A 20,789-nucleotide genomic window follows, 5' to 3' on the forward strand; every position below is an offset into this window, starting at 1 on the left:
AAATGCCGACATCGATCATAAGCCAGCAGCGGGGTCCCGACGACCTGCGGTCGCTGATCAATGCCGACGCCGCCGAGCTGTCGATGCGCCTGCGCGCGCAGCAGATCAGGGATTTCCCGCCGGCCGCGCAGAAGACCATTCGGCGATTTTCCCCTGCGGAGGCCGCACGCTTCATCGGGATACACGAGGGCTATTTGCGACAGCTCGTCGCGGAAGGGAAGGGGCCTCCGGCCCAGCCGAACAATCGGCGGACCTATTCGATCGAGGACATCGACGGTCTCCGCGCCGAACTCGACCGCAATGGCAAAGGGGCGCGCCGCTATGTGCCGCATCGCAGGGACGGCGAGCCTCTTCAAATCGTCTCGGTGATGAACTTCAAGGGCGGAAGCGGCAAAACCACGACTGCTGCGCATCTCGCGCAATTTCTGGCGTTTCGGGGATATCGCGTGCTGGCGGTCGATCTCGATCCGCAGGCCAGCCTCTCGACCTTTTTCGGCCATCAGCCGGAGCTCGACGTCGGCGAAGGCGAGACGATCTACGGAGCCATTCGCTATGACGCGCAGCGACGCGACATGGCGGAGATCGTCCGCGCCACGTACATACCAAATTTGCATGTGGTTCCCGGGCAATTGGAGCTCATGGAATTCGAGCATGAGACGCCCAAGGCGCTCATGGGGCGGCAGGGAAACAGCTCACTGTTTTTCGCGCGCGTCGGAGAGGCGCTCTCGCAGGTGAGCTTCGCTTATGACATCGTCGTGATCGACTGTCCGCCGCAGCTCGGCTTTCTGACCCTTTCCGCGCTCTGCGCCGCGACCGCGGTCTTGATCACCGTGCATCCGCAAATGCTCGATGTGATGTCCATGTCGCAGTTCTTGAACATGACGGGTAGCCTGCTCGACGTCGTCGCAAACGCAGGCGGCGAAACGCAATATGATTGGATGCGATATTTGGTAACGCGCTACGAGCCGAGCGACGGCCCGCAAACGACGATGGTGGGTCTGCTGCGATCGATCTTCGGCTCGCGCGTGCTCACGCATCCGATGGTGAAGAGCACGGCGATCGCCGACGCCGGACTGACGAAGCAGACGCTCTATGAGGTCGAGCGGCAACAGTTCACGCGGGGAACCTATGACCGCGCGGTCGAGGCGCTGGATCTCGTCAATGGTGAGATCGAAGGTCTCATCCGTGGCGTTTGGGGGAGGAGCTGACGATGGCGCGTAAAATCAGCTTCGACGCGCCTTTGGAGGAGACACAGCCTCAGGAGGCGCCGACGCGCGCGGCGGCGGCGCATCCGGCCCGTCCGCTTCTCGGTCTCGATCGCCCGATCAAGCAATCGAGCGCTCTCGGCGCCATATCGCAATCCTTGGGTGACATTTCCGAGCGTGTGAAGCGGGCCGAGCAGATCGAGCAAAAGCTGGTCGCAGGCCAAACCGTCGTCGAGATCGATCCCGATCTCATCGACGCCTCCTTCGTGCCCGATCGCATGGACGCGACGCCGGAGCAGAATGCGGCGTTTCGCGAGATGATCCGCGAGCATGGGCAGAACGTTCCAATTCTCGTCCGCCCCAAGACGCCGGAGCGTTTCGAGGTCGCCTTCGGCCATCGCAGATTGCGTGCCGCGCGCGAGCTCGGCATCAAAGTCCGCGCCGTCGTGCGCGATTTGACCGATGAGCAGCTCGTCATTGCGCAGGGGCAGGAGAATAGCGGCCGGACCGATCTGACCTTTATCGAGCGCGCCCGCTTCGCGGCGCGGCTCGAGGATCGGAAATTCTCGCGCGAGATCATCATGGCGTCTCTCAATGTCGACAAGGCCGCGCTGTCGCGCCTCATCGCCATCGCGACGCGCGTTCCCGGCGCGTTGATCGATGCGATCGGCCCTGCGCCAGGATTTGGCCGAGTGCGCTGGCAGGAGCTGACCGAGCTTCTCGATGTGGATGACAATCGCGCACGGGCGCGCGCCATTGTGGCGGAGCCCTCGTTCGGAGATTTGGACACCGATAAAAGGTTCCAGACCCTCTATGATCGGTTGCGCGTTCGCGAAGCCCGCCTTCGCCCCGAGACCTGGAATGCAGAGGATGGGACGCGGGTCGCCCGCATCATGCGCACCGGTAAAAAGCTGACGCTCACATTCGACGATCGTGTGGTCCCGCAATTTGGCGACTTCGTCGCCGAAAGGCTGCAGCTTCTCTATGAGGAGTACAAGGCCAACGGAGATCGTGGGAGCTGACGCTCCTTTCGCGCCGCGTATTTGGCGCTGTTGGAGCGTTCAGGAAACCAACGGAGATTTATCGCAAAAGAAAAAGGCCCCCGTCACGTCGCCGTTCCGGAAGCCCCTTCTTTGTGTTGGCGCTCAAAGAATCCCACTTCCGCGAATCACTGTCAAGAGTCGGCGCCGTTTCGGCGAGCGGATTTCTTTTGCCTGAATGAGGCAAAGGAACATGCAGACACGTCCAACGACGCCCTTCGGGCGGCGGCCGTTGTCGCTCGCCATGGTGGCGAGCCAGACCGCGACCGAAAATTTCGCCGCAAAGCCGGGCGCATCCGAGACCGTCGTCCACAAATGGCGGCTGTTTCGCGCGCTCACCGAAGCCAAGGAGCCGCTCGGCGTCACCGACCGCGCGCTATCCGTATTGCACGCGCTGCTGAGCTTCCACCAGGAGACAGCGCTCAGCCTGCCGGAGAAAAATTCGAAGCCGGCCGAAGCGGGTTCCGCCGGCGGCGGCATCGTCGTGTTTCCCTCGAACAAGGAACTTTCGATCCGCGCTCATGGCATGGCGCCGGCGACGTTGCGGCGACATCTCGCCTGCCTCGTCGACGCCGGACTGATCATTCGCCGCGATTCTCCGAATGGCAAACGCTTCGCCAGAAAAGGGCAGGGGGGGACCATAGAGGACGCTTTCGGCTTCGACCTCGCGCCGCTCGTCGCGCGCTCGAGCGAAATCGAGAACCTCGCCGAGGAGGTGCGGGCCGAGAACCGCGCGATCGCGCTGCTGCGCGAAAAGATCACGCTCACTCGGCGCGACATCGTCAAAATGATCGAGACCGCATTGGAGGAGGGCGTCGCGGGCGACTGGGACAACGCGCACCAACAATATGCGATGCTCTCGGGGCGCTACGGTCGAAGGCTTTGCCGCGCCGATCTGGAGGTTTTGGCCAGCGAGCTCGTCGCGCTGGCGGCCGAAATCCACAAGACGCTGGAAACGCACATAAAAGCTCAAAATATGAGCGGCAATGAGTCTCAAACTGAGCGTCACATACAGAATCAAACCACAAACTTTTCTGATCTTGAACCTAGCCTTCAAGAAGGCAGGGCTCGGCCATCCCAGCCAAATCTCGAAGAGGGCAGGGGGCCTTCCTCGGATCGCTCTCGGACTGCCGATCCAAAGCCGGCGCTTCGAGCCTATCCGCTCGGAATGGTGCTGGAGGCCTGTCCTGATATCCTCGATTACGGTCCGGTTGGCGAAATCTCCTCGTGGCGAGACTTGGCTGCTGCGGCGGCGACAGTGCGCTCGGCGCTCGGCGTTTCGCCAGACGCCTGGTCGCAGGCCCTGGACGTCTTGGGCGAGCATGACGCCGCGATCGTCATCGCCGCGATCCTGCAACGCGGCGATGAGATCAAGAGCGCCGGCGGTTATCTCCGCGTCCTGACCGAAAAGGCGAGGGCAGGGGAGTTCTCGCTCGGGCCCGTGCTGATGGCCCTGTTGCGCGGCAAGGCTGGGAAAGCGGCGCGAGAGCGCAAGAGGACGGGGTGACGTGGCGGCGCATTTTTCGGACGCCCTCGGCGGTCCGCTCGCTCACAGCGTTTCGGCGTCGAGCAACCGGAGCTTTTCGGCGCGGTCGAGCAGGCTTTTGACGGAGGAGGGCGCCCAGCGGGCTCCTCCGCGCGGCGTGCGCTCATACATGGCTTCGAGCTGCGCGCCGATCTGCGCGAGCGTCAGATCGGGATTGGCCCGCTTGATCCCGGCGACGAGCGTGACCAGGCGCTCGCTGCTGACTTTTCGGCTGGCGGCCTGATGAAGGAGGCGGGGCTCGATCAAGCCCTCGGCGACGAAGCATGTATGGATGCCCCCGTTCGCGCAAGGAGTTTTAGCGGTTTGATCGCGTGATCGGGTGCGGTCATGTATCAGGCCTTCAGATGCAGCCTGACGTGGCCGCTGGCCGGTATGGAGATGCGCGGACCTGGCGCAGATCATTTGAGCGGGCTGCAAGCCCTTTGCTTACGTCGTGCGTTTCCGGGTCCGGATCTGACCGATCATTTGACCTTACCGTTCGTCGAACTCCTCACACGCCTGACGTTTCTCGAGTCACTGCGTCCAATCGTCGATCAGGACGCCGCAACCACAGGAACTCGAAAATCTTCTCTTTTCACAAGCATGGCCCAGATCGACCTCGCCATCTTATTGGCGAGCGCGATCGCCACCAGCATCCGTGGCTTGTGCGCCAGCATGCGCTGTAGCCAGCTTTCCTCCGGCGCGCCCTTTCTCAAAGCCGAGCGAACGACGGCCATGGCGCCAATGATCAGCAGACGCCGGATGTCGCGCTGCCCCATCTTGGAGACTTTCCCGAGAATCTGTTTGCCCCCGGTTGAATGTTGCCGGGGCACTACCCCCAGCCAGGCGGAAAAATCGCGCCCGCGTTTAAAGACATCCATTGGCGGCGCAAAGGTCTCAATGGCCAGGGCCGTGATGGGACCCACGCCTGGCATAGTTTGCAAACGCCGTGTCGTTTCTCCGGATGCCGCTTCGTGAGCCGACACTTTCTCGAGTCCAGAGATCCTTTCCGAAAGCCCCTCGATCTGATCGAGGAAGACGCGCGCCAGCTCCACGACAAGAAGGGGAAGCGAGGTTCCTGGATCCCCGACCGCCTCTTCAAGAACTTTCACATTCGCCGGCCCCTGCGCGGCCACGACGCCATGCTCCGACAAATGACCGCGGAGGGCGTTGATCAGTTGCGTGCGCTGCCGGACCAAAATATCGCGCGTGCGGAAAAGCATCGCGCGTGCCTGCTGTTCCTCGGTTTTGACCGCGACAAAGCGCATCGTGGGTCGACTTGCGGCCTCGACGATCGCTTGCGCATCGGCCGCGTCGTTCTTTTGACGCTTGACAAAGGGTTTAACGTAGGCAGGTGGGATCAAGCGAACCTCGTGGCCAAGATCATGGATGGCCCGACCCCAGTGGTGCGCGCTCCCGCAGGCCTCCATGGCGACGACGCAGCGCGGCTGCTCGGCAAAGAAAGCGAGAACTTTCTCTCGGGAAAGCTTCTTGCGGAAAGCCACGGCGCCGTCGGCGAGGGCGCCATGTGCCTGGAACGATCGCTTTGCCAGGTCGAGACCGATGATGCTAACATTTTCCATGGATGCCCGCTCCGTTCGTGGGATGCGAAAACATCGCCACCTTGGCACATCTCGATGCCGTCAGGAGGGGGCATCCACTCCATCATTTGACGGCGCGCTTCAGGCGCTCGACGGTCCATTGGGGCAGGGGAGCGCCGGTGGCGCCATCGCGCTTGGCGTTGAGCACGCGCACGACATCCTGCCAGCGGTGATCCGGGCGCATTTGCCGGACGACGGGCAGCCAATGTTCGGCCGATCGATTGACGCGCTCGAAATAATTCGCCGCCTTGGCGTCGACGATGCGCTGGATGGCGTCGCGGTCGCCGGCGCGCAGTTTTGGATTGCCGCCGGTGCGGCCGCGCTTCTTGGCGGCGCGCAGGCCGTCCTTGGTGCGCTCCCGGATCAGAGCGCGCTCCAGCTCGGCCACAGCGCCGAGAACCTGCAGGGCGAAACGACCTTGCGGCGTCGTGGTGTCGATGGGATCGGCGAGCGATTTGAAATGCGCGCCCTTGGCGTCGAGCTCGGCGATCACGGCGAGGAGATGAGACAGCGAGCGGGCCAAGCGGTCGAGCCGCGCGACGACCAGCACGTCGCCGCGGCGCACCCGCGCTAGCGCCTTGGCCAGTTCCGGCCGCGAGGCCTTCGCCCCGGACATATGCTCGCGAAAAATCTCGACGCAGCCGGCGGCCTTCAGCACATCGGTCTGAGCGTCCGTGACCTGATCCTCGGTCGAGACGCGGGCGTAGCCGATCAGGGGCATGGGTCAGGGGACCGGCTTGGAGATCGGCGAAGGAGGCGTCTTCACGACTAAACCCAATCAGGAGGCAACTCGTCGCCGGGATCTGGCGCGCGGTTGGGCGCTTGCCGAAGAATTTCCGACAAACCGGAGCCGCTCGCGCTTCCAGCGCGACGCTTCAGGAACTCAGCCGTCGTTTCGACGACGCCGATTTTCTGAGCGACTGCTGTCGCAATCCATTGATTCAATGAAACGCCGTCCTGTTTCGCGAGTCTGGCCGCTTCCTTTTTGAGGGAAGTGGGCAGCTTTAGGGGATATGTCGCTTTGCTCATTTTCCGATCCTTTCCAGCAAGGCTCCTGGCGTCAAAACCGGAATCCCGAATTTCGGGACCGCTTGATGGAAGTCGCGCACATTATGCGTCACGATACCGTCGGCTCTTTCGTTCAACGCGACCTCCAGAACCATTTCGTCGGCCGGGTCCGACAGTTGTGGACGCCAGCTGAAATGAGGCTCCACGGGTTCACACAGCGCCGCCAGCTCCCTGAGAGCTTTCGAGACAGCGTTCGGATCGAGCCCATGCGCATCCCGCTGCTCTGGTCTCTGCAGAACGTCCTCATATTCGAGGAACAAGGCCGTCGAGACGAGTGGGACGAGGCGTCGTTTGGCCACGAGGCTCAAAATTACGAAACTCGCGCCACGCGAGCTGCGGAATGCGGAGACGATGACCGAGGTATCGAGAACGAGGCGCTTCATAGCTTGATATAATACATCCTATGGGATGTGTCACTGGATAGAATTCCAAAATTGTAAGTTATCACAAACCGGTCGTTTGAAATCGCATCCGAAGGCCGAAATCCGCGGCCGCCACGTAGGCGCGAGCAGGAGAAGGGCCTGAAAAACAGGCTTTTTCGTCGATTTGCGGGCCGAAAGCTCGCCTCCAGAGCCGTACCGAGGCTTGCTTTTGGCCAGCCGTGGCGACGCATTTCGATCCGGGCGACGAACAGACAAATGCATCTTCTATCACTCAAGCTAAATTTGAGATAAATTGATAATAATCTTGATTCCCATAGGATTAAAATGGGATTTTCATTTCCCGCCTCGTTCTCATTCGAGCGCCTGCAAGCGCCCTTCGAGAGCGCGTCGGACGCTCTCGCGCGTTTCGACGAGCGGCTTCGTTCCAGTCCCGTTGGCGAGGCGTTCGTCCTTCGCGCGCATTTCCACGACGCCTGCGCCGCCTTGTGGCGCGCGGGCGAATTCGTGCCGATCGAAGACCTCGTGCTTCACGACGCGGGAGCGGATGTGCGCACGCCGACGCACGAGCTCGTGCGAGCCCATGCCGTTCTGGTGACGCGCCGTCGCATTGCCGATCGCGAGCCGGGATGGGCGCTGATGACCGACGGCCTCGCCAGTCTGCGTGGCGCAGAGAGACCCAACGGCGTTGGGTGCGAGCCGACCACTGGTTCACTCGTCATGGTCGAAGCGGCGGATCGGGAGCTGGATGACGAGGACGATGAGACGATCCTTACAGGAGAATTCGCCGAAATCGACGAATTGCTGGCGCGTACGTCACGCCCGATAGAGCGAATCGAGCCGGCTCCGCCGAAGCGAGACGACTCTGGTTTGGTCTACGACGAAGATTGGGACGAGGAGGCGCGTCTCGCGGAGTGGCGCGAGCGTCTGGGCCGCAGCCAGAACCTCCCGCCCTTGATGGCGACGAGCGTCGCGCTCGACGCTTGGGAGGAGATCGAGCCGTTGCAGCGTAGCGCTTGGCTCGGTCCCTTGCTCGCCGCGGCCTCGCTGCGTTCCAGAGGAAAGACCCGGCATTGTCTCACAGCGTTGCATTCGGGATTTCGACAGGCCAAATATCGCCGAGCTGGACGGGATGATTTCGAAGCTCGAATGGTCGCTTTCGCCTGTGCGATCGAAACGATGGCGAAGGCGGACGCGAAGGAGCTCGACAGATTGACGCTCGCGCGCGAGCTCCTGCTCAGAAAATGCATGGGCCGAAGGGCGAATTCGAGGCTGTCGCAGCTCGTCGATCTGTGTCTGGCTTCGCCGGTCGTCACCGTCCCTCTCGCCGCCAAGGAGCTTCGGGTCTCTCAACAAGCCGCCACTACGATGATCGACGAACTCTCGTCGAACCTTCGCGAGCTGACCGGACGCGGGCGATACAGGGCCTGGGCTGTTATATGAGGGAAGGGATGGTTATCATCAGGAGTCATGTGTGACGTTTAGTCAGTGTATGAATCGACGAGGGGGCTCGACACCGATCAGCGTTTTAAACCGTTGAAATTTTGCGCTCCACGAAACGGACGAAACCGTAGGCGCCGTGCGTATCGAATTTTGTCGACCCCCGCTTGTCGTAGCAGCATTGTCACGGAGCGCGATTTGTCGCCAAAGTCGAGTATTTGGCGGAGAGCTGGAGGTCGAGCCGACGATGACGAAGGACGCGTCCACACGACCCGGACCGGTCGCGGAGCCAGGATGGATCTCTCGCGAGTTCGCGCGTGAGGCGCTGACTCTCGGACAGGTCCTCTGGGGCTCGCCGGAGCGCGGCGTTCTGATCGGCATATGGGCCGCGCTCATCGTCGTCATCGGCGCGACGGCCTACGGCCAGATCGCGCTCAACGCCTGGAATCAGCCTTTCTATGACGCGCTCGCCCGGCGCGACTCGGAAGGCTTCGCGCATCAGCTCGGAGTCTTCGCGGTCATCGCCGGCGCGTTGCTCGTTCTCAACGTCGCTCAGACATGGCTCAATCAAATGTCGCGCGTCGAATTGCGGAGGAGATTGACGCGGGATCTCTTCTCTCAATGGCTGGCGCCCAAGCGCGCCTTTCTGCTCGCCGGCGCCGGCGACATCGGCGTCAATCCCGATCAGCGCGTTCACGAGGACGCACGCCATCTCAGTGAGCTCACCACCGATCTCGGCGTCGGCCTTTTGCAGGCGGCGCTGCTGCTCGTCTGTTTCATCGGCGTGCTGTGGGGCCTCTCGAAGGGCGTGACGCTCCATTTTTGGGACAAGAGCGTCGTCATCCCCGGCTATATGGTATGGAGCGCTCTGTTCTACGCGGGCGCTGCCTCGCTCGCGAGCTGGCTCGTCGGCCGCCCGCTCGTCGGTCTCAACGCCGAACATTACGCTCGCGAGTCCGACATGCGTTTCGCGCTCGTGCACGTCAACGAGCATAGCGAGGGCGTCGCCGTCTATCGGGGCGAAGCCGAGGAAGAACAGAAGCTCGGCCGGACCTTCGACCGCCTGCTCGTCGTGCTGCGCGACCTCGTGCGCGCGACCACCAATCTGAGCTGGGTGACGGCGGGCTATGGCTGGTTCACGATCGTCGCGCCCATCGTCGTCGCGGCGCCCGCCTTCTTCAGTGGAGATCTCACCCTCGGCGGCCTGCTGATGAGCGCAGGCGCCTTCACTCAGGTCCAGCAGTCGCTACGCTGGTTCGTCGACAACGCCGGCGCGATCGCGGATTGGCGCGCGACATTGCATCGCGTCGGCGCCTTCCGTCTCGCCCTGCTCGAAGTCGACAAGATCGGCGAGACCACGAGCCGAATCGAATTCGGCGAAGCGGCGAGCGAACGATTGGTTCTCGACGAATTGCAAGTGTCGCTTCCCACGGGAAGCGTCCGATTGAGCGAAAGGCATGTGGAGGCCCCGCGCGGCGCGCGCATATTGATCGTCGGCGCGGCGCGCTCGGGCAAGACCTGCCTGTTTCGCGCTATCGCGGGTCTTTGGCCTTGGGGCTCGGGCCGCATCGAGCTTCCTTTGCCCGCGCGGGTCATGTTCATGCCCAAGCGTCCCTTCATTCCGGACGGCGACCTGCGTCAGATCCTCGCTTACCCTGGGCCGCCGGACGCCTTTCAGGATGAGCAGCTGCTCGCCGCGCTGACGCGGCTCGGTCTCGGCTATCTCGGTCCCGATCTTCATCGATCGGCGCGCTGGGACCAGGAGCTCACGCATGAGGAGCAGCTCGGCCTCGCCTTTGCACGGCTGCTTCTGCACAAGCCCGATTGGGTGGTCGTGGACGAAGCGATCGAGGCAATCTCGCCGGAGAGGCGGGATTTGATCTTCGAGGCGCTAGCTGACGAGCTCCCGTCGACGTCGCTGATCGCCATCGGCGGCCCGCACGCCGATGCCTCGCATTACAATCGAATCTTGCGGCTCGTCTTCGACCCGAAGGGACCACGTCTCGCGTCGATCGGCGAAAAGCCGGGGGCGAAGTGAGAGGCGCCCGATGACATTCGAAAGCGCGCAGGCCTCGGAGGCTGGAGAATGAGCAACGACGACCAAGGTCTCCTCGAATGGACGATGGAACAGAATCGCTTCTGCGCCACCGCGATGTCGCGCGCCGTTTCCGCGACGAATCTCGTGAAACATCGCCCTGCGCTGGGGCAGACGATCCGTCCTGCGCTCGGCTCGATCGTGGCGTCGACAGAGATGGCGGCGTATGATCCAGACCCGGACTATTTCTTTCACTGGCTGCGCGACTCCGCCCTCGTCGCCGACGCGCTGCGGGACGCCATCGAAGACGGAACGCTCGAACCATCCGCAATCGAGCATCTCACGAATTTCGTGGCCTTCAGCCTCGATCTCTGTCATTTGGACGGCCCGTCCTTTCTGCGGCGCGGCTTCTATCCAGAAGCGGTGGAGCCGTCCTTCCGGCAACATCTGCGCTCACGTGAGGAGATCGCTGAGATCGCCGGCGACAAAGCGCTCGGCGAAACGCGCTACAACGCCGATGGAAGCATCGACCTCATGAAATGGGCGCGGCCGCAGAGTGACGGACTCGCATTGCGAGCGCTCACAGTCATGCGCTGCTTCGCCTTGGACGGTTTTCGCGAGCGGGCGGGCGAAACAGCCTCGGCGTTGCTGCGCTACGATCTCGATTACACGCTATCGCATTGGCGGGGGCCTTGCTACGATCTCTGGGAGGAAAATCTCGGCTTCCACTATCACACGCGCCTCGTCCAGCAGGCGGCGCTCGCCGCAGCCGCCGAGTTTTTGGCGGCGGAGGGCGATGCGAAGCGCGCGGCCGCCTGCGCTGACGCAGCGCGTGCGCTACTCGTCGAGCTCGACGCGCATTTCGATCCGCATGACGGCGTCTATCGTGGCCGTCTCCCCGATGCAGGCCCGTCGCTGGACGCGACGCCGCCGCGGCGCCTAGACATAGCCGTGGTTCTCGGGGCGATCCAGGCGGGCCGGCGCGCAGGGCCGCACAGCGTCGTCGATCCGAGAATGCTCGGGACTTTGGCTGAACTCGAGCATCTGTTCGAGCAGGACTATCCGATCAACCGGATGCGTCCCGCCGATTGCGCGCCGGCGCTCGGCCGCTATGCCGGCGACAGCTATTTCACGGGCGGCGCCTATTTCTTCTCGACACTGGGCGCGGCCCAATATTGCTTTCTTCTCGCGCAGGCCGCCGCGGAGGGGGAGGCGGTCGTCGTCGCCGACGAGAGTCGCGGGCCACTGGCCGAGCTGCTGCGGACGCCGGCGGAATCGCTCCCTTCGGGCGCGCTCGCGCCGCCGCTTCGAGAACGGCTTGCCGAAGCGGCGCTTCGACGCGGCGATATGTATCTCGCAATGGTGCGACGACATACGCCGGCGTCGCGCGAGATGGCGGAACAGTTCAGCCGATACGACGGCGCGCCGACATCTTCGCGCAATCTTACCTGGAGCTACGCCTGCTTCATCTCGGCGGTCGCGGCGCGCCGACGCGCCGTTCACGCGATGGGGGAAGCGCGCGTCGGCTGAGCCGGGTTCGGTGGCGCGCCATTCTCTCTTTCGTGCTCAGCCGAGCCTGACAGACAGGCGGTTCACGCCATCGTCGATGATCCGATTCAGCACAGCTTCGATCGCGATTTCCGCGGCGCCGACGCGATAAGGATTCTCGCGGCGAAGAAAAGGCAGGTCGACGCCGTTCAGATTCGTCCCGACGGGACCACAGCCGACTTTGTCGACCGCATAGGTCACTTCGAAATCATGACCGAACAGCGCGATCTCGACACGCAAGCCGTTCAGGCTCGGAGGGATCGCCGGGTCGAGCACGAGCGCCGATTTTTCCTGCGTCAATCCGAGGAAGCAGCAGACGATCAAACGGACCGCGACCCCCGGTCCGCTGGAATAGATCCTCCAACCGCCTTCGGTCTGGATCGTTCCACGCATGACGCGATCGTAATTGTCGTACGCCTCATAGCGATCGGCGAAGTCGGCGTCCGAGCTGGTGTAGTAGCAATTCGACTGGCGTAGCGCTGCGGAGGGCGTGAGGTCACGAATGCCGATGGGGTTCGCGAGGCAAAGGGCGTGAAAGAACCCATCGACGTCGCCGAAACGCCACAAGGCCTCCGCATAGCGCAAATGCGCATGGGTGTACATCAGCCCGACCTCGCGGCCGAAGAAGGCGGCGCTCTCGGCCCGCTGAAAGCATTTTTGCGCGCCGCCCCGATATTCGATCGGCCGATCGAAAAGCCTGGCGCCATCTGGCGCCAGCAGATGGCGCTCGATGACGGCGAGATGCTCGCGCGCTTGCGCGGGCGTGAAAAGGCCGGCGATGATCGCATGAATCATCGGAATGAGGCTGTAGGAGACGCCCGTCGCCGCATCGCGTGGATGCAGCAGATAATCGACGTGATCGGCTCCACGGCGATCTGTTCCATGGAATGAGGCCAGTCCGGCGACCACGCCGTCGACGACCAAGAGGCGTTGGAAGTCCTCCCTCACATGCTCCGCTCGGGCGCGGATATCCGCCGCCCTCGCGGCCGAGCCTTCGCGAAGATAAGCGTCTGCGATCGTGACATAGGTCTGGTAATGCAGCGTCACGGTCCAGGCGCTGCAATAAGTGTCGCGCATGCTTGCGTCGGCGGGCTGCAGCGTGTCGTTCCAGTCGCCGCGGCCATAGGCGGCGAGGCGCGTTCCGCGGATCACGCGCCGGTCGATGAGATCGAGCGCTCGCTCGACATGCTTTTCGATCGTCGCAGGCTCCGCCGAATTGTCTCGTTCCGCGAAGAAAGGGATGCGCTCGGCGAGGATCGAACGGTCGTGCGACGCGCAAAGATATCTCGCCAGCGCCAGCAAGGGCCAAAAGATGATGTCGCCATGGGAATCATCGGCTCGATCGTATCTCTCCCGCTCGAAGACGCCGAAGAATTGCGGCCAGTCGCCGTCGGGATTCTGCTGCGCGAACACGCGCCGCAGAATGTCGCGTAGCGCGTCGAAGCGGCCGAGAGCGAGAAGCATTTCGACGGGACCCTGCGCGACATCGCGGACGCCCCAGCTGCCGCCGGAAAATTGCTCGAGGCCCCTCGGCGCGAGATAATGGACGAGCGCATTCTGCGCGAACCAGGACAGAATTTCGCCGATCCGCGCTGCGTCCTGCGCCAGAGGCGCGTTCGCGGGCGCGCGCATTCGCAAGCCCAGGGACATGTCGCGCCAATAGCGATCGGCCGGAGCGCCTGTCGGCGGCGGCGCCGGCAGCAGACGGCCGAGGATGCGAAAGCCGATCGATCGCGCGGGCGAAGCGATCAGGCAGAGGAAAGGCTGGCGCCGCGATACGCCGTCGGGAAAGAGAGCTTCATCCCCTGCGACGCTTTCGATGCTCGCGCCGGGCAGCGGATCGATGCGGAAGCCGCCGCCGGGAAAGCGCCTCCCGATTTCGCTGTCCGGAGCCGCTCGAACGAACACGCCCTCAGCGTCGCGAACATAGCTCGGCCGCGCCTCGTCGGCGCCATCGAGGGCGATATGGCTCGACAGAAGGCAGCGCATCGCCGAGCCGGAGAGAAACTCGACAGATAGTCTCAGCTCGTGGCTCTCTGTCTGCGCCCGGCTCTCGACCCGTATCAGTCCGGCCTCGTGCTTATAGAGCCAGCGACAGGCGTCCGGCGTCATCTCGAAAGCCGATGGCGCGTCGAGCAGCCGCCAGCCGCTCCCATCGTCGACGAATAGACGCTGTCCGTGCGAGCGGAAAAGGCCGAGGTAGCCGCGGCTCCCGGATAGGAGCCGATCGACGCCGACATGGCCTTGCGTCAGCTGCGAATGAAATACGCCGGACATCCAGACCGTCGAGGCGAGCGCCTCCTCCTGCGGAATCGAGCCGTCGCCTGTGCGCAGGATTTGGCCATGAGGACGTAGCGTTCGCAGCTCCTTCGATTTCAACGCCACATGGCTTCGTTCGCCGTAGAAGAAGGACAGAAACCGCCCATTCTCCCACTCCCCATGCCGAAGATTCTCGCCGAAGAGCTTCGAAATTTCGCCTTCGGTCAGCTCCAGCGCCTCGAGGAGCGGCGCCGAGCAGAACAGGCTCGGCGGATGCGCAACCGCGCGCTCGCTTCCGAGAGGCAGCCATGCGGAGCGCGCTTCGGGCTGCGCCGAGGCTCGATCGACGAAAGCCAAGTCTGTTGCCGACGTCGGCGCCGAATGGTCTGGCTCGAACCAGCCGAAAAAACCGCGCTCGTTTCGTTCTCCCGGCGCGAGTTGGAACGGCGCATCTTGTATGGCGGCCAGCGAATGCTCGTGCTGGAGACGCTCGCTCGGGAGGCCTCGCGTCATCGCTTCCGGGGACCCGCCCGCCCGCGTGGAAAGACCATTGACCTGCAAGGCGTCGGTGGCGAAACCGATCCCTTGCGCGAGCGATCCGATGATGCACCACGGATGGCGCCCGTCGACGGGCTGGTTCTGGCGGGAGGCGACGACGACGCCGCGCTCTGGGTGAGACAGCGGCGCGTGATCGACATATTGGCTGACATAATATTCGTTGGATCGCGCCGCTCCATAATCGGTCAGGCCCAGGTCCTGCACATGGATCAAATCCAGTCGCTGGGCTTTGTCGCCACGATTTTCCAGCGCCAGCCGCCAGAACCATGCGGCGGCGGAGCGAGCGAGAACGAGCGTCAGGGAAAAGCGAATGTCTCGCCATGCGCCCTCGACGGTCATGCCTCGATCGTCGAACTGCGCGGCCTCGCCGCTGCGCGGTCCGAGCAAGCCGATCGCATCACCTCCATCGTCGTGGCGGCGCAAGTAGATATTGGCGGGTCCGCCCTCGACCTCATTGCCGAGGAACAGGTTGAGCAGAACCCCATTGCGTCGCATGCGTCGGATCGAGCCATTGGCGTTGGCTTCCACGGTCAGACCCGATTCGCTCGTCAGCAGGCGAGGGCTTGTCGGAGCGGGGCTCGCTTTCATGCGGTTTTATCCTCGTCTCCGCGGCGCGTGCTGCGTCCGCTCGAGACAGAATATGCTTCGTCGGCCACCCGTTCCAAGCGCCTACGCCAGATCGGTCGGCGCGCGAAGGAGAGGCTGCCGAAGGCGGGGCTTGCCTCCGGCTCGGCGTCGGGAGTTAATCGGTGACGGGACGCGCATGTCGTCCGTCGGAGGCGAGAGATGAACGTCCCGCCGAAAGCCCTATGGAAGGCGACCGCGAGCAGCGGCGATCCGCGCCATGCGATCGACGATCGCTATTCCACCGCATGGTCGGCCGAACCGGCCGAAAGGTCGTCGCTCGCGATCGATCTCGGCGAGGCGGCCCTGCTCGGCGGGCTGGAAATCTACTGGGGGCGGCGCGCGTCGAGCGCATATTGCTTCGAGGGCTCGCAGGATGGACTGCGATGGATGCGCCTCTGCGGCTCCCGACACGGCGAAGGCGGCCAGGAGATTTTCGCCTTTCCGCCGACGCCGGCTCGTTTCCTGCGCTGGAGCGCCGAGAATCCGGAGCGCCGGCCGGGTCCCGACATCGTCGAAATCAATCTCTACGGCCCCGCCGACGCCGCGACCACGCTGGAGGCGGGACGCATCGCCGCGCTCGGCCATGCGCCGGTCTTTCTTCGCAGGGGCGAAAGCATCACCGTCGACTTCCGTTTCGCCAGATCCGTGGTCGGCGCGCTCGTCGAATGGGGAGACAGCTATGGACTGGATTTCTCGGCCTATCTCTCCGACGATGGCGAAAATTTCCGCGAGCTCGGCCGCATTACGGCCGGCGGAGGGGGAAATGGCAGCTTCTGGTGGCCGTGCGCGAGCAGCCGGTTTCTCCGCCTGACGCTGCACGAGGCGAGCGCGCCGGAAGGCGCCGTCGTCGACGAGCTCAAGCTCCGCATCCTCGACAGCGACCGCATGCCCATCGGCCAGCTAGAGCGGGCCGCGCGCGCCGGGCGCGGCGAGCTCTACCCGCAAGCGCTGCTCGGCCGTCAAGTCTATTGGACCGTGCTGGGGGAATTCGATCGAGAAGGAGAGGCGCTTTTCGACGAATATGGCGGTCTCGAACCCCGCCGCGGGTCGCCGCAGATCACGCCGCTGCTGCGAGCAGGCGAGAGATTGCATGGAGCGTCGGCGAGCGCGTGCATCCGCCATTCCCTCGTCGGCGAATCATTGCCGATCCCAAGCGTTACATGGTCCGTAGATGGACTGGAAATTTGCGCGACGGCGCTCGCTCACGCCGGGCAGGCGCTGGTGCAGTATCGGATCGTCAACACATCTCGCGCGCCGCGAAAAGGAGCGCTCGTGCTGGCGGTGCGGCCAGCGCAGATCAATCCCTATTGGCAGCACGGCGGTCATGCGCCGATCGACGCCATCGCCGTCATCGGTCGCGAGGCGCGAATCGACGATCGAATTTATGCCGCGTTTTCGCGCGAGCCGGACGCGGTGACGGTCGCCGACTTCGACGACGGAGACGTCGTGAGGCTGATCGAGGGCGGCGCGAGCGGGACGGATCGTCGCCTTTGCTCCGACTCGGGGCTGCTCAGCGCGGCTGTCGAATTCGCTTTTTCGCTGCCGCCGGCGGCGAGGGACGTCATCGTCGTCGCTGCGCCTTTGCGAGACGGCGTCACACCGGACGCCGACGTGACCTTCTCCGCCGTGCGAAAAATCGTCGCGCGTCGCTGGCGAAAAAAGATCGGCCCCCGGAGGATAACGGTCGGCGACCCACGCGTCACCGAGACGGTCGAGGCGCAAATTTCCTTGATTCTCGTCAATGCGACGCGACCCGCTTTCAAGCCCGGCCCCAGGAACTACGACCGCATTTGGATACGAGATGGTTCCGCTCAGGCGCTCGCCTTGCTATGGGCCGGCTTGGCCGAAGAGGCCGAGGACTTCGTGCTCTGGTATTCGCAGCGTCTCTATCCCAACGGCATGGTCCCGCCCATTCTCGACGAGAATGGCGCGATAAATCGGGGTTACGGAAGCGATATCGAATATGACGCGCAGGGAGAGTTCGTCTGCGTCGCGGCAGAGGCGTATCGGATCACGAGAAGCCGCGCATTTCTGACCGCAGTCCTCGAGCCCGTGGTCCGAGCGACGCGATTCATCGAGGAGCTTTGCGCCCGAACCAATGCGCAGCATGGCCCTACGTCCCGTTTCCACGGTCTCTTGCCGCCTTCCCTCAGCCATGAGGGCTATAGCGAGCCGAGCTACAGCTATTGGGACGATTTCTTCGCATTGAGCGCCTTTCGGGGCTGCGCCTTTCTCGCCGATGCGGCGGGCGAAAGAGAAACAGCGGCGTGGGCGCGAGCGAAAGCGAAGGGGTTCGCCGAAGATCTCACTCGCTCGATCCGCATGACCTCCGAACTCATGGGCGAGGGGATGATCGCGGGCTCGGCCGATCGCGAGGACGTCGATCCCACCTCGACCTCCATCGCCTTCGGGCCTTGCCGCGTGGAGGACGTTCTTCCGCCCGAGCTGCTGGCTGCGACCTACGACCTTTGCGCCGCGCAAATAAAATCGCTCGGCGCTCCGGATTTTGCGGGAAGCTTCACCCCCTATGTCATTCGCAATCTGAACGCCTTCGTGTCCCTCGGCCGGCTCGAGGACGCATTCGGTCTGCTCGAGCTGCTTCTTTCCTGCCGGCGCCCCGAGAATTGGCGGCACTGGGCCGAGGTGGTCTGGAGCCCGCCGCGCGCGCCGCAATATATCGGCGACATGCCGCACACTTGGATCGGGGCGGAGTTTGTCACTGCCATACGAAGTATGCTGCTGCGCGAAAACGGCGACGCCTTGGAGCTGTTCCGCGGCGCGCCGGACCATTGGTGGGACGGCGAGGGGATCACTCTGCGGAATCTACCGACGGCTTTCGGCGTCGTCGATCTGCTGGCCTGCCGGACGAAATCCAGAGCGACGATCGAGCTGGCCTCGGCCGGGCCGCCGCCCGAGCGCGTCACGATACGCTTCCCCGGGGCCACGCGCGCATGTGCGGACGGACAATCCTGCGTTATCGATGGCGATGTGATCACCTCGGCGAATTTCAGCCGGATGGTCATCGATTTTTGAGCGGGTCGCGCTCGATCAACTCTCAGCGGCCGCCACATGCTGCTTCACGACGACAAAGCTGTCGGGCGTCACCGACACGGAATCGATCCCGCATTCGACCAGGAATTCGGCGAAATCGGGATGGTCGCTCGGCGCTTGCCCGCACAGCCCGACCTTGGCCCCCGTATCGCGCGCGGCGTCGATGACAGTGTGGATCATCCATTTCACCGCCTCGTCCCTCTCGTCGAACAGATCGGAGAGCTCCGCGGAATCTCGGTCGACGCCGAGAGTGAGCTGCGTGAGATCATTGCTGCCGATCGAGAAACCGTCGAAGCGCTCCGCAAAGGCGCGGGCGAGAATGACATTCGAGGGAATCTCGCACATGACATAGACCTGAAGCCCGTTCTCGCCGCGCTTCAACCCATTGGCCGCCATGACCGCGAGCACGCGATCCGCCTCCTTTACCGTCCGGCAGAAAGGGATCATCACGATGACGTTGGTGAATCCCATTTCTTCGCGAAGACGGCGCATGGCGCGGCATTCGAGCGCGAAGCCTTCTCGATAGCGCGGCGAATAATAGCGCGACGCGCCGCGGAAGCCGATCATCGGATTTTCTTCCCTGGGCTCGAATTGGGCGCCGCCGATCAGCGCGGCATATTCATTGGTCTTGAAATCGCTCATGCGCACGATGACCGGCCGCGGATGAACGGAGGCGGCGATGCGGCCGAGCGCCCTCGAGAGCCCTTCGACGAAATAGTCGCTCTTGTTCTCGTATCCGACCGTCGCCTCGGCGATGATCTTTTTGGCCGCCTCGTCGGTCAACGAATCACAATGGACGAGCGCCATCGGATGGATCTTGATGTGATTGTTGATCACGAACTCCATCCGCGCGAGGCCCACTCCGTCGGAAGGAAGACGCCACCAGCGAAAGGCCGCGGCGGGATCTGCGAGATTGAGCATGACCTCGACGCGCGTCGTGGGAACGGCGGCGAGATCGAGCTCCTCGATCTCGATCTCGGCGACGCCGTCATAGACGAATCCCGTATCGCCTTCGGCGCAGGACAAGGTGACGATCTGCTCGTCGTGGAGCAGTCGCGTCGCATCCGGCGCGCCGACGATCGCCGGCAATCCGAACTCGCGGCTGACGATCGCCGCATGCGAGGTGCGCCCGCCATGCTCGGTCACGATCGCCGCGGCTCGCTTCATGATGGGCGCCCAATCCGGATCGGTCGTGCGCGTGACTAATATGGCGCCGTCGACGAAACGACCAATGTCGCGGACGTCCTCTATGACGCAGACCTTGCCGGTCGCCACCGCGTCGCCGATCGCCAATCCCGTGCAGATCCTGCGGCCTTTCTCGCCGATGCGATAAGACTTCAGCGCGCTCGCCTCGCGCCGCGATTGAACCGTCTCCGGACGCGCCTGGACGATGAAGAGCTCGCCGGTCTCGCCGTCCTTGGCCCATTCCATATCCATCGGCCGGCGATAATGGTCCTCGATCAGACAGGCCCAGCGAGCCAGAGTCAGGATGTCCTCGTCGGCGAGCACGAAGGACGCGCGCTCGGCCTTTGACGTCGGGACATTGCGCGTCGGCTGGTCGTCGCCCTGCGCATAGATCATCTTCACCAGCTTGTCGCCGCGCTTCTTCTCGATGATCGGCGACAGCGCTGCATTGGAAAGGAACGGCTTGAACACGACATATTCGTCCGGGTCCACCGCGCCCTGCACGACATTCTCGCCGAGCCCCCAGGAGGCGTTGATGAGCGCGACCTTGTCGAAGCCCGTCTCCGTGTCCAGCGAGAACATCACGCCGGCGCCGCCTGTGTCGGATCGGACCATGATCTGCACGCCGATCGACAGCGCGACTTTCATATGGTCGAAACCTTGCGCCTTGCGATAGCTTATCGCGCGATCCGTGAAGAGCGACGCGTAGCAGCGACGACAGGCGTCGAGCAACGCCCGCTCGCCGCGAATGTTCAGATAGGTCTCCTGCTGCCCAGCGAAGCTCGCATTCGGCAGGTCTTCGGCGGTTGCGCTCGACCTCACCGCGACGTCGGGCGCGTCCCTGCCGATGCGTCGGCCCAGCTCGCGATAGGCCGCGACGATGGCGCTCGCCATTTCGCTGGACCATTCGCCGCGTAGAATGGCGTTACGAATTGTTCGACCGGCGTCGGCGAGCGCGATGCGGCCGGATTCGAGGTCGTCGAGCGTCGTGGCGATGACATTCCGCGCGCCATTGCTGTCGATGAAGCGCCAATAGGCTTGCGCCGTCGTCGCAAATCCAGAGGGCGTTCTGACGCCTTTTTCGGTGAGTCGGGAAATCATTTCTCCGAGCGAGGCGTTCTTTCCGCCGACGCTCGGAACATCGTCGCGGGTCAAGTCCTCGAGCCAGACGATTTGGCGCGCCATGTCGATCATGCGACTCCCCTCGCTTCGAATCTCGAAGTCTGCTCTTCTCGTCGTCGGGCCACGATGTCGGCGACGCCCATTT

At 63.5% G+C, this 20,789-nt stretch carries 13 protein-coding genes and 1 pseudogene; 7 read left to right on the forward strand and 7 right to left on the reverse strand.

The annotated features are described in order from the left end of the window. Positions 1 to 2 precede the first annotated feature (2 nt). The 3 genes from repA (at position 3) to repC (ending at position 3,752) form a co-directional block, all read left to right on the forward strand. On the forward strand, positions 3 to 1,208 hold the full coding sequence (repA, locus tag GYH34_RS20905; RefSeq protein ID WP_161915493.1) for a plasmid partitioning protein RepA: 1,206 nt from the start codon (positions 3 to 5) through the stop codon (positions 1,206 to 1,208). 2 nt (positions 1,209 to 1,210) lie between these two features. After that, positions 1,211 to 2,227 carry a plasmid partitioning protein RepB gene (repB, locus tag GYH34_RS20910; protein ID WP_174242474.1) on the forward strand — a complete coding sequence of 339 codons (1,017 nt, stop codon included), beginning with the start codon at positions 1,211 to 1,213 and terminating at the stop codon, positions 2,225 to 2,227. 211 nt (positions 2,228 to 2,438) lie between these two features. Beyond that, positions 2,439 to 3,752: a plasmid replication protein RepC gene (gene repC, locus GYH34_RS20915; protein WP_161915202.1), complete on the forward strand. Its 1,314-nt coding sequence runs from the start codon at positions 2,439 to 2,441 to the stop codon at positions 3,750 to 3,752. A 42-nt stretch (positions 3,753 to 3,794) separates the two neighbouring features. Here the strand turns inward: repC and GYH34_RS20920 are convergent, their stop codons facing one another. The 5 genes and pseudogenes from GYH34_RS20920 to GYH34_RS20940 all read right to left on the reverse strand — a co-directional run bounded on the left by GYH34_RS20920 (position 3,795) and on the right by GYH34_RS20940 (position 6,822). After that, positions 3,795 to 4,193, reverse strand: coding sequence for a hypothetical protein (locus GYH34_RS20920; RefSeq protein WP_244635456.1), 399 nt, complete (start codon positions 4,191 to 4,193; stop codon positions 3,795 to 3,797). Between the two features lie 131 nt (positions 4,194 to 4,324). Continuing rightward, on the reverse strand, positions 4,325 to 5,353 hold the full coding sequence (locus tag GYH34_RS20925; RefSeq protein ID WP_161915495.1) for an IS110 family transposase: 1,029 nt from the start codon (positions 5,351 to 5,353) through the stop codon (positions 4,325 to 4,327). Between the two features lie 85 nt (positions 5,354 to 5,438). Further along, positions 5,439 to 6,092: pseudogene (locus tag GYH34_RS20930) on the reverse strand (recombinase family protein); the annotation flags it as partial. Between the two features lie 47 nt (positions 6,093 to 6,139). Then, entirely contained in the window at positions 6,140 to 6,400 is a 261-nt protein-coding gene (locus GYH34_RS20935; RefSeq protein ID WP_161915200.1) for a toxin-antitoxin system HicB family antitoxin, read from the reverse strand. Next, positions 6,397 to 6,822 (reverse strand): putative toxin-antitoxin system toxin component, PIN family, encoded by a 426-nt coding sequence (locus tag GYH34_RS20940; RefSeq protein WP_161915199.1) that lies wholly within the window; start codon positions 6,820 to 6,822, stop codon positions 6,397 to 6,399. The genes GYH34_RS20935 and GYH34_RS20940 overlap by 4 nt, the downstream gene beginning before the upstream one ends. 324 nt (positions 6,823 to 7,146) lie before the next feature. Between GYH34_RS20940 and GYH34_RS20945 the strand changes: the two genes are divergently transcribed. From GYH34_RS20945 to GYH34_RS20955, 3 genes are all read left to right on the forward strand, one after another. After that, positions 7,147 to 8,262, forward strand: coding sequence for an RHE_PE00001 family protein (locus GYH34_RS20945; RefSeq protein WP_161915496.1), 1,116 nt, complete (start codon positions 7,147 to 7,149; stop codon positions 8,260 to 8,262). Between the two features lie 244 nt (positions 8,263 to 8,506). After that, positions 8,507 to 10,297 (forward strand): ABC transporter ATP-binding protein/permease, encoded by a 1,791-nt coding sequence (locus GYH34_RS20950; RefSeq protein WP_161915497.1) that lies wholly within the window; start codon positions 8,507 to 8,509, stop codon positions 10,295 to 10,297. 48 nt (positions 10,298 to 10,345) lie between these two features. Then, complete coding sequence (locus tag GYH34_RS20955) at positions 10,346 to 11,824, forward strand: glycoside hydrolase family 15 protein (protein WP_161915498.1); 1,479 nt, start codon at positions 10,346 to 10,348, stop codon at positions 11,822 to 11,824. A gap of 36 nt (positions 11,825 to 11,860) precedes the next feature. On the opposite strand, the gene GYH34_RS20960 is transcribed toward GYH34_RS20955, so the two are convergent. Further along, complete coding sequence (locus GYH34_RS20960; protein ID WP_161915499.1) at positions 11,861 to 15,247, reverse strand: hypothetical protein; 3,387 nt, start codon at positions 15,245 to 15,247, stop codon at positions 11,861 to 11,863. A gap of 198 nt (positions 15,248 to 15,445) precedes the next feature. On the opposite strand from GYH34_RS20960, the gene GYH34_RS20965 reads away from it, so the two are divergent. Continuing rightward, positions 15,446 to 18,319: a discoidin domain-containing protein gene (locus tag GYH34_RS20965; protein ID WP_161915500.1), complete on the forward strand. Its 2,874-nt coding sequence runs from the start codon at positions 15,446 to 15,448 to the stop codon at positions 18,317 to 18,319. A 15-nt stretch (positions 18,320 to 18,334) separates the two neighbouring features. Here GYH34_RS20965 and ppsA read toward each other — a convergent pair whose 3' ends face one another. Continuing rightward, entirely contained in the window at positions 18,335 to 20,716 is a 2,382-nt protein-coding gene (ppsA, locus tag GYH34_RS20970) for a phosphoenolpyruvate synthase (protein WP_161915501.1), read from the reverse strand. Positions 20,717 to 20,789: the final 73 nt, after the last annotated feature.

Source organism: Methylosinus sp. C49 (assembly GCF_009936375.1).
Taxonomy (GTDB): Bacteria; Pseudomonadota; Alphaproteobacteria; order Rhizobiales; family Beijerinckiaceae; genus Methylosinus.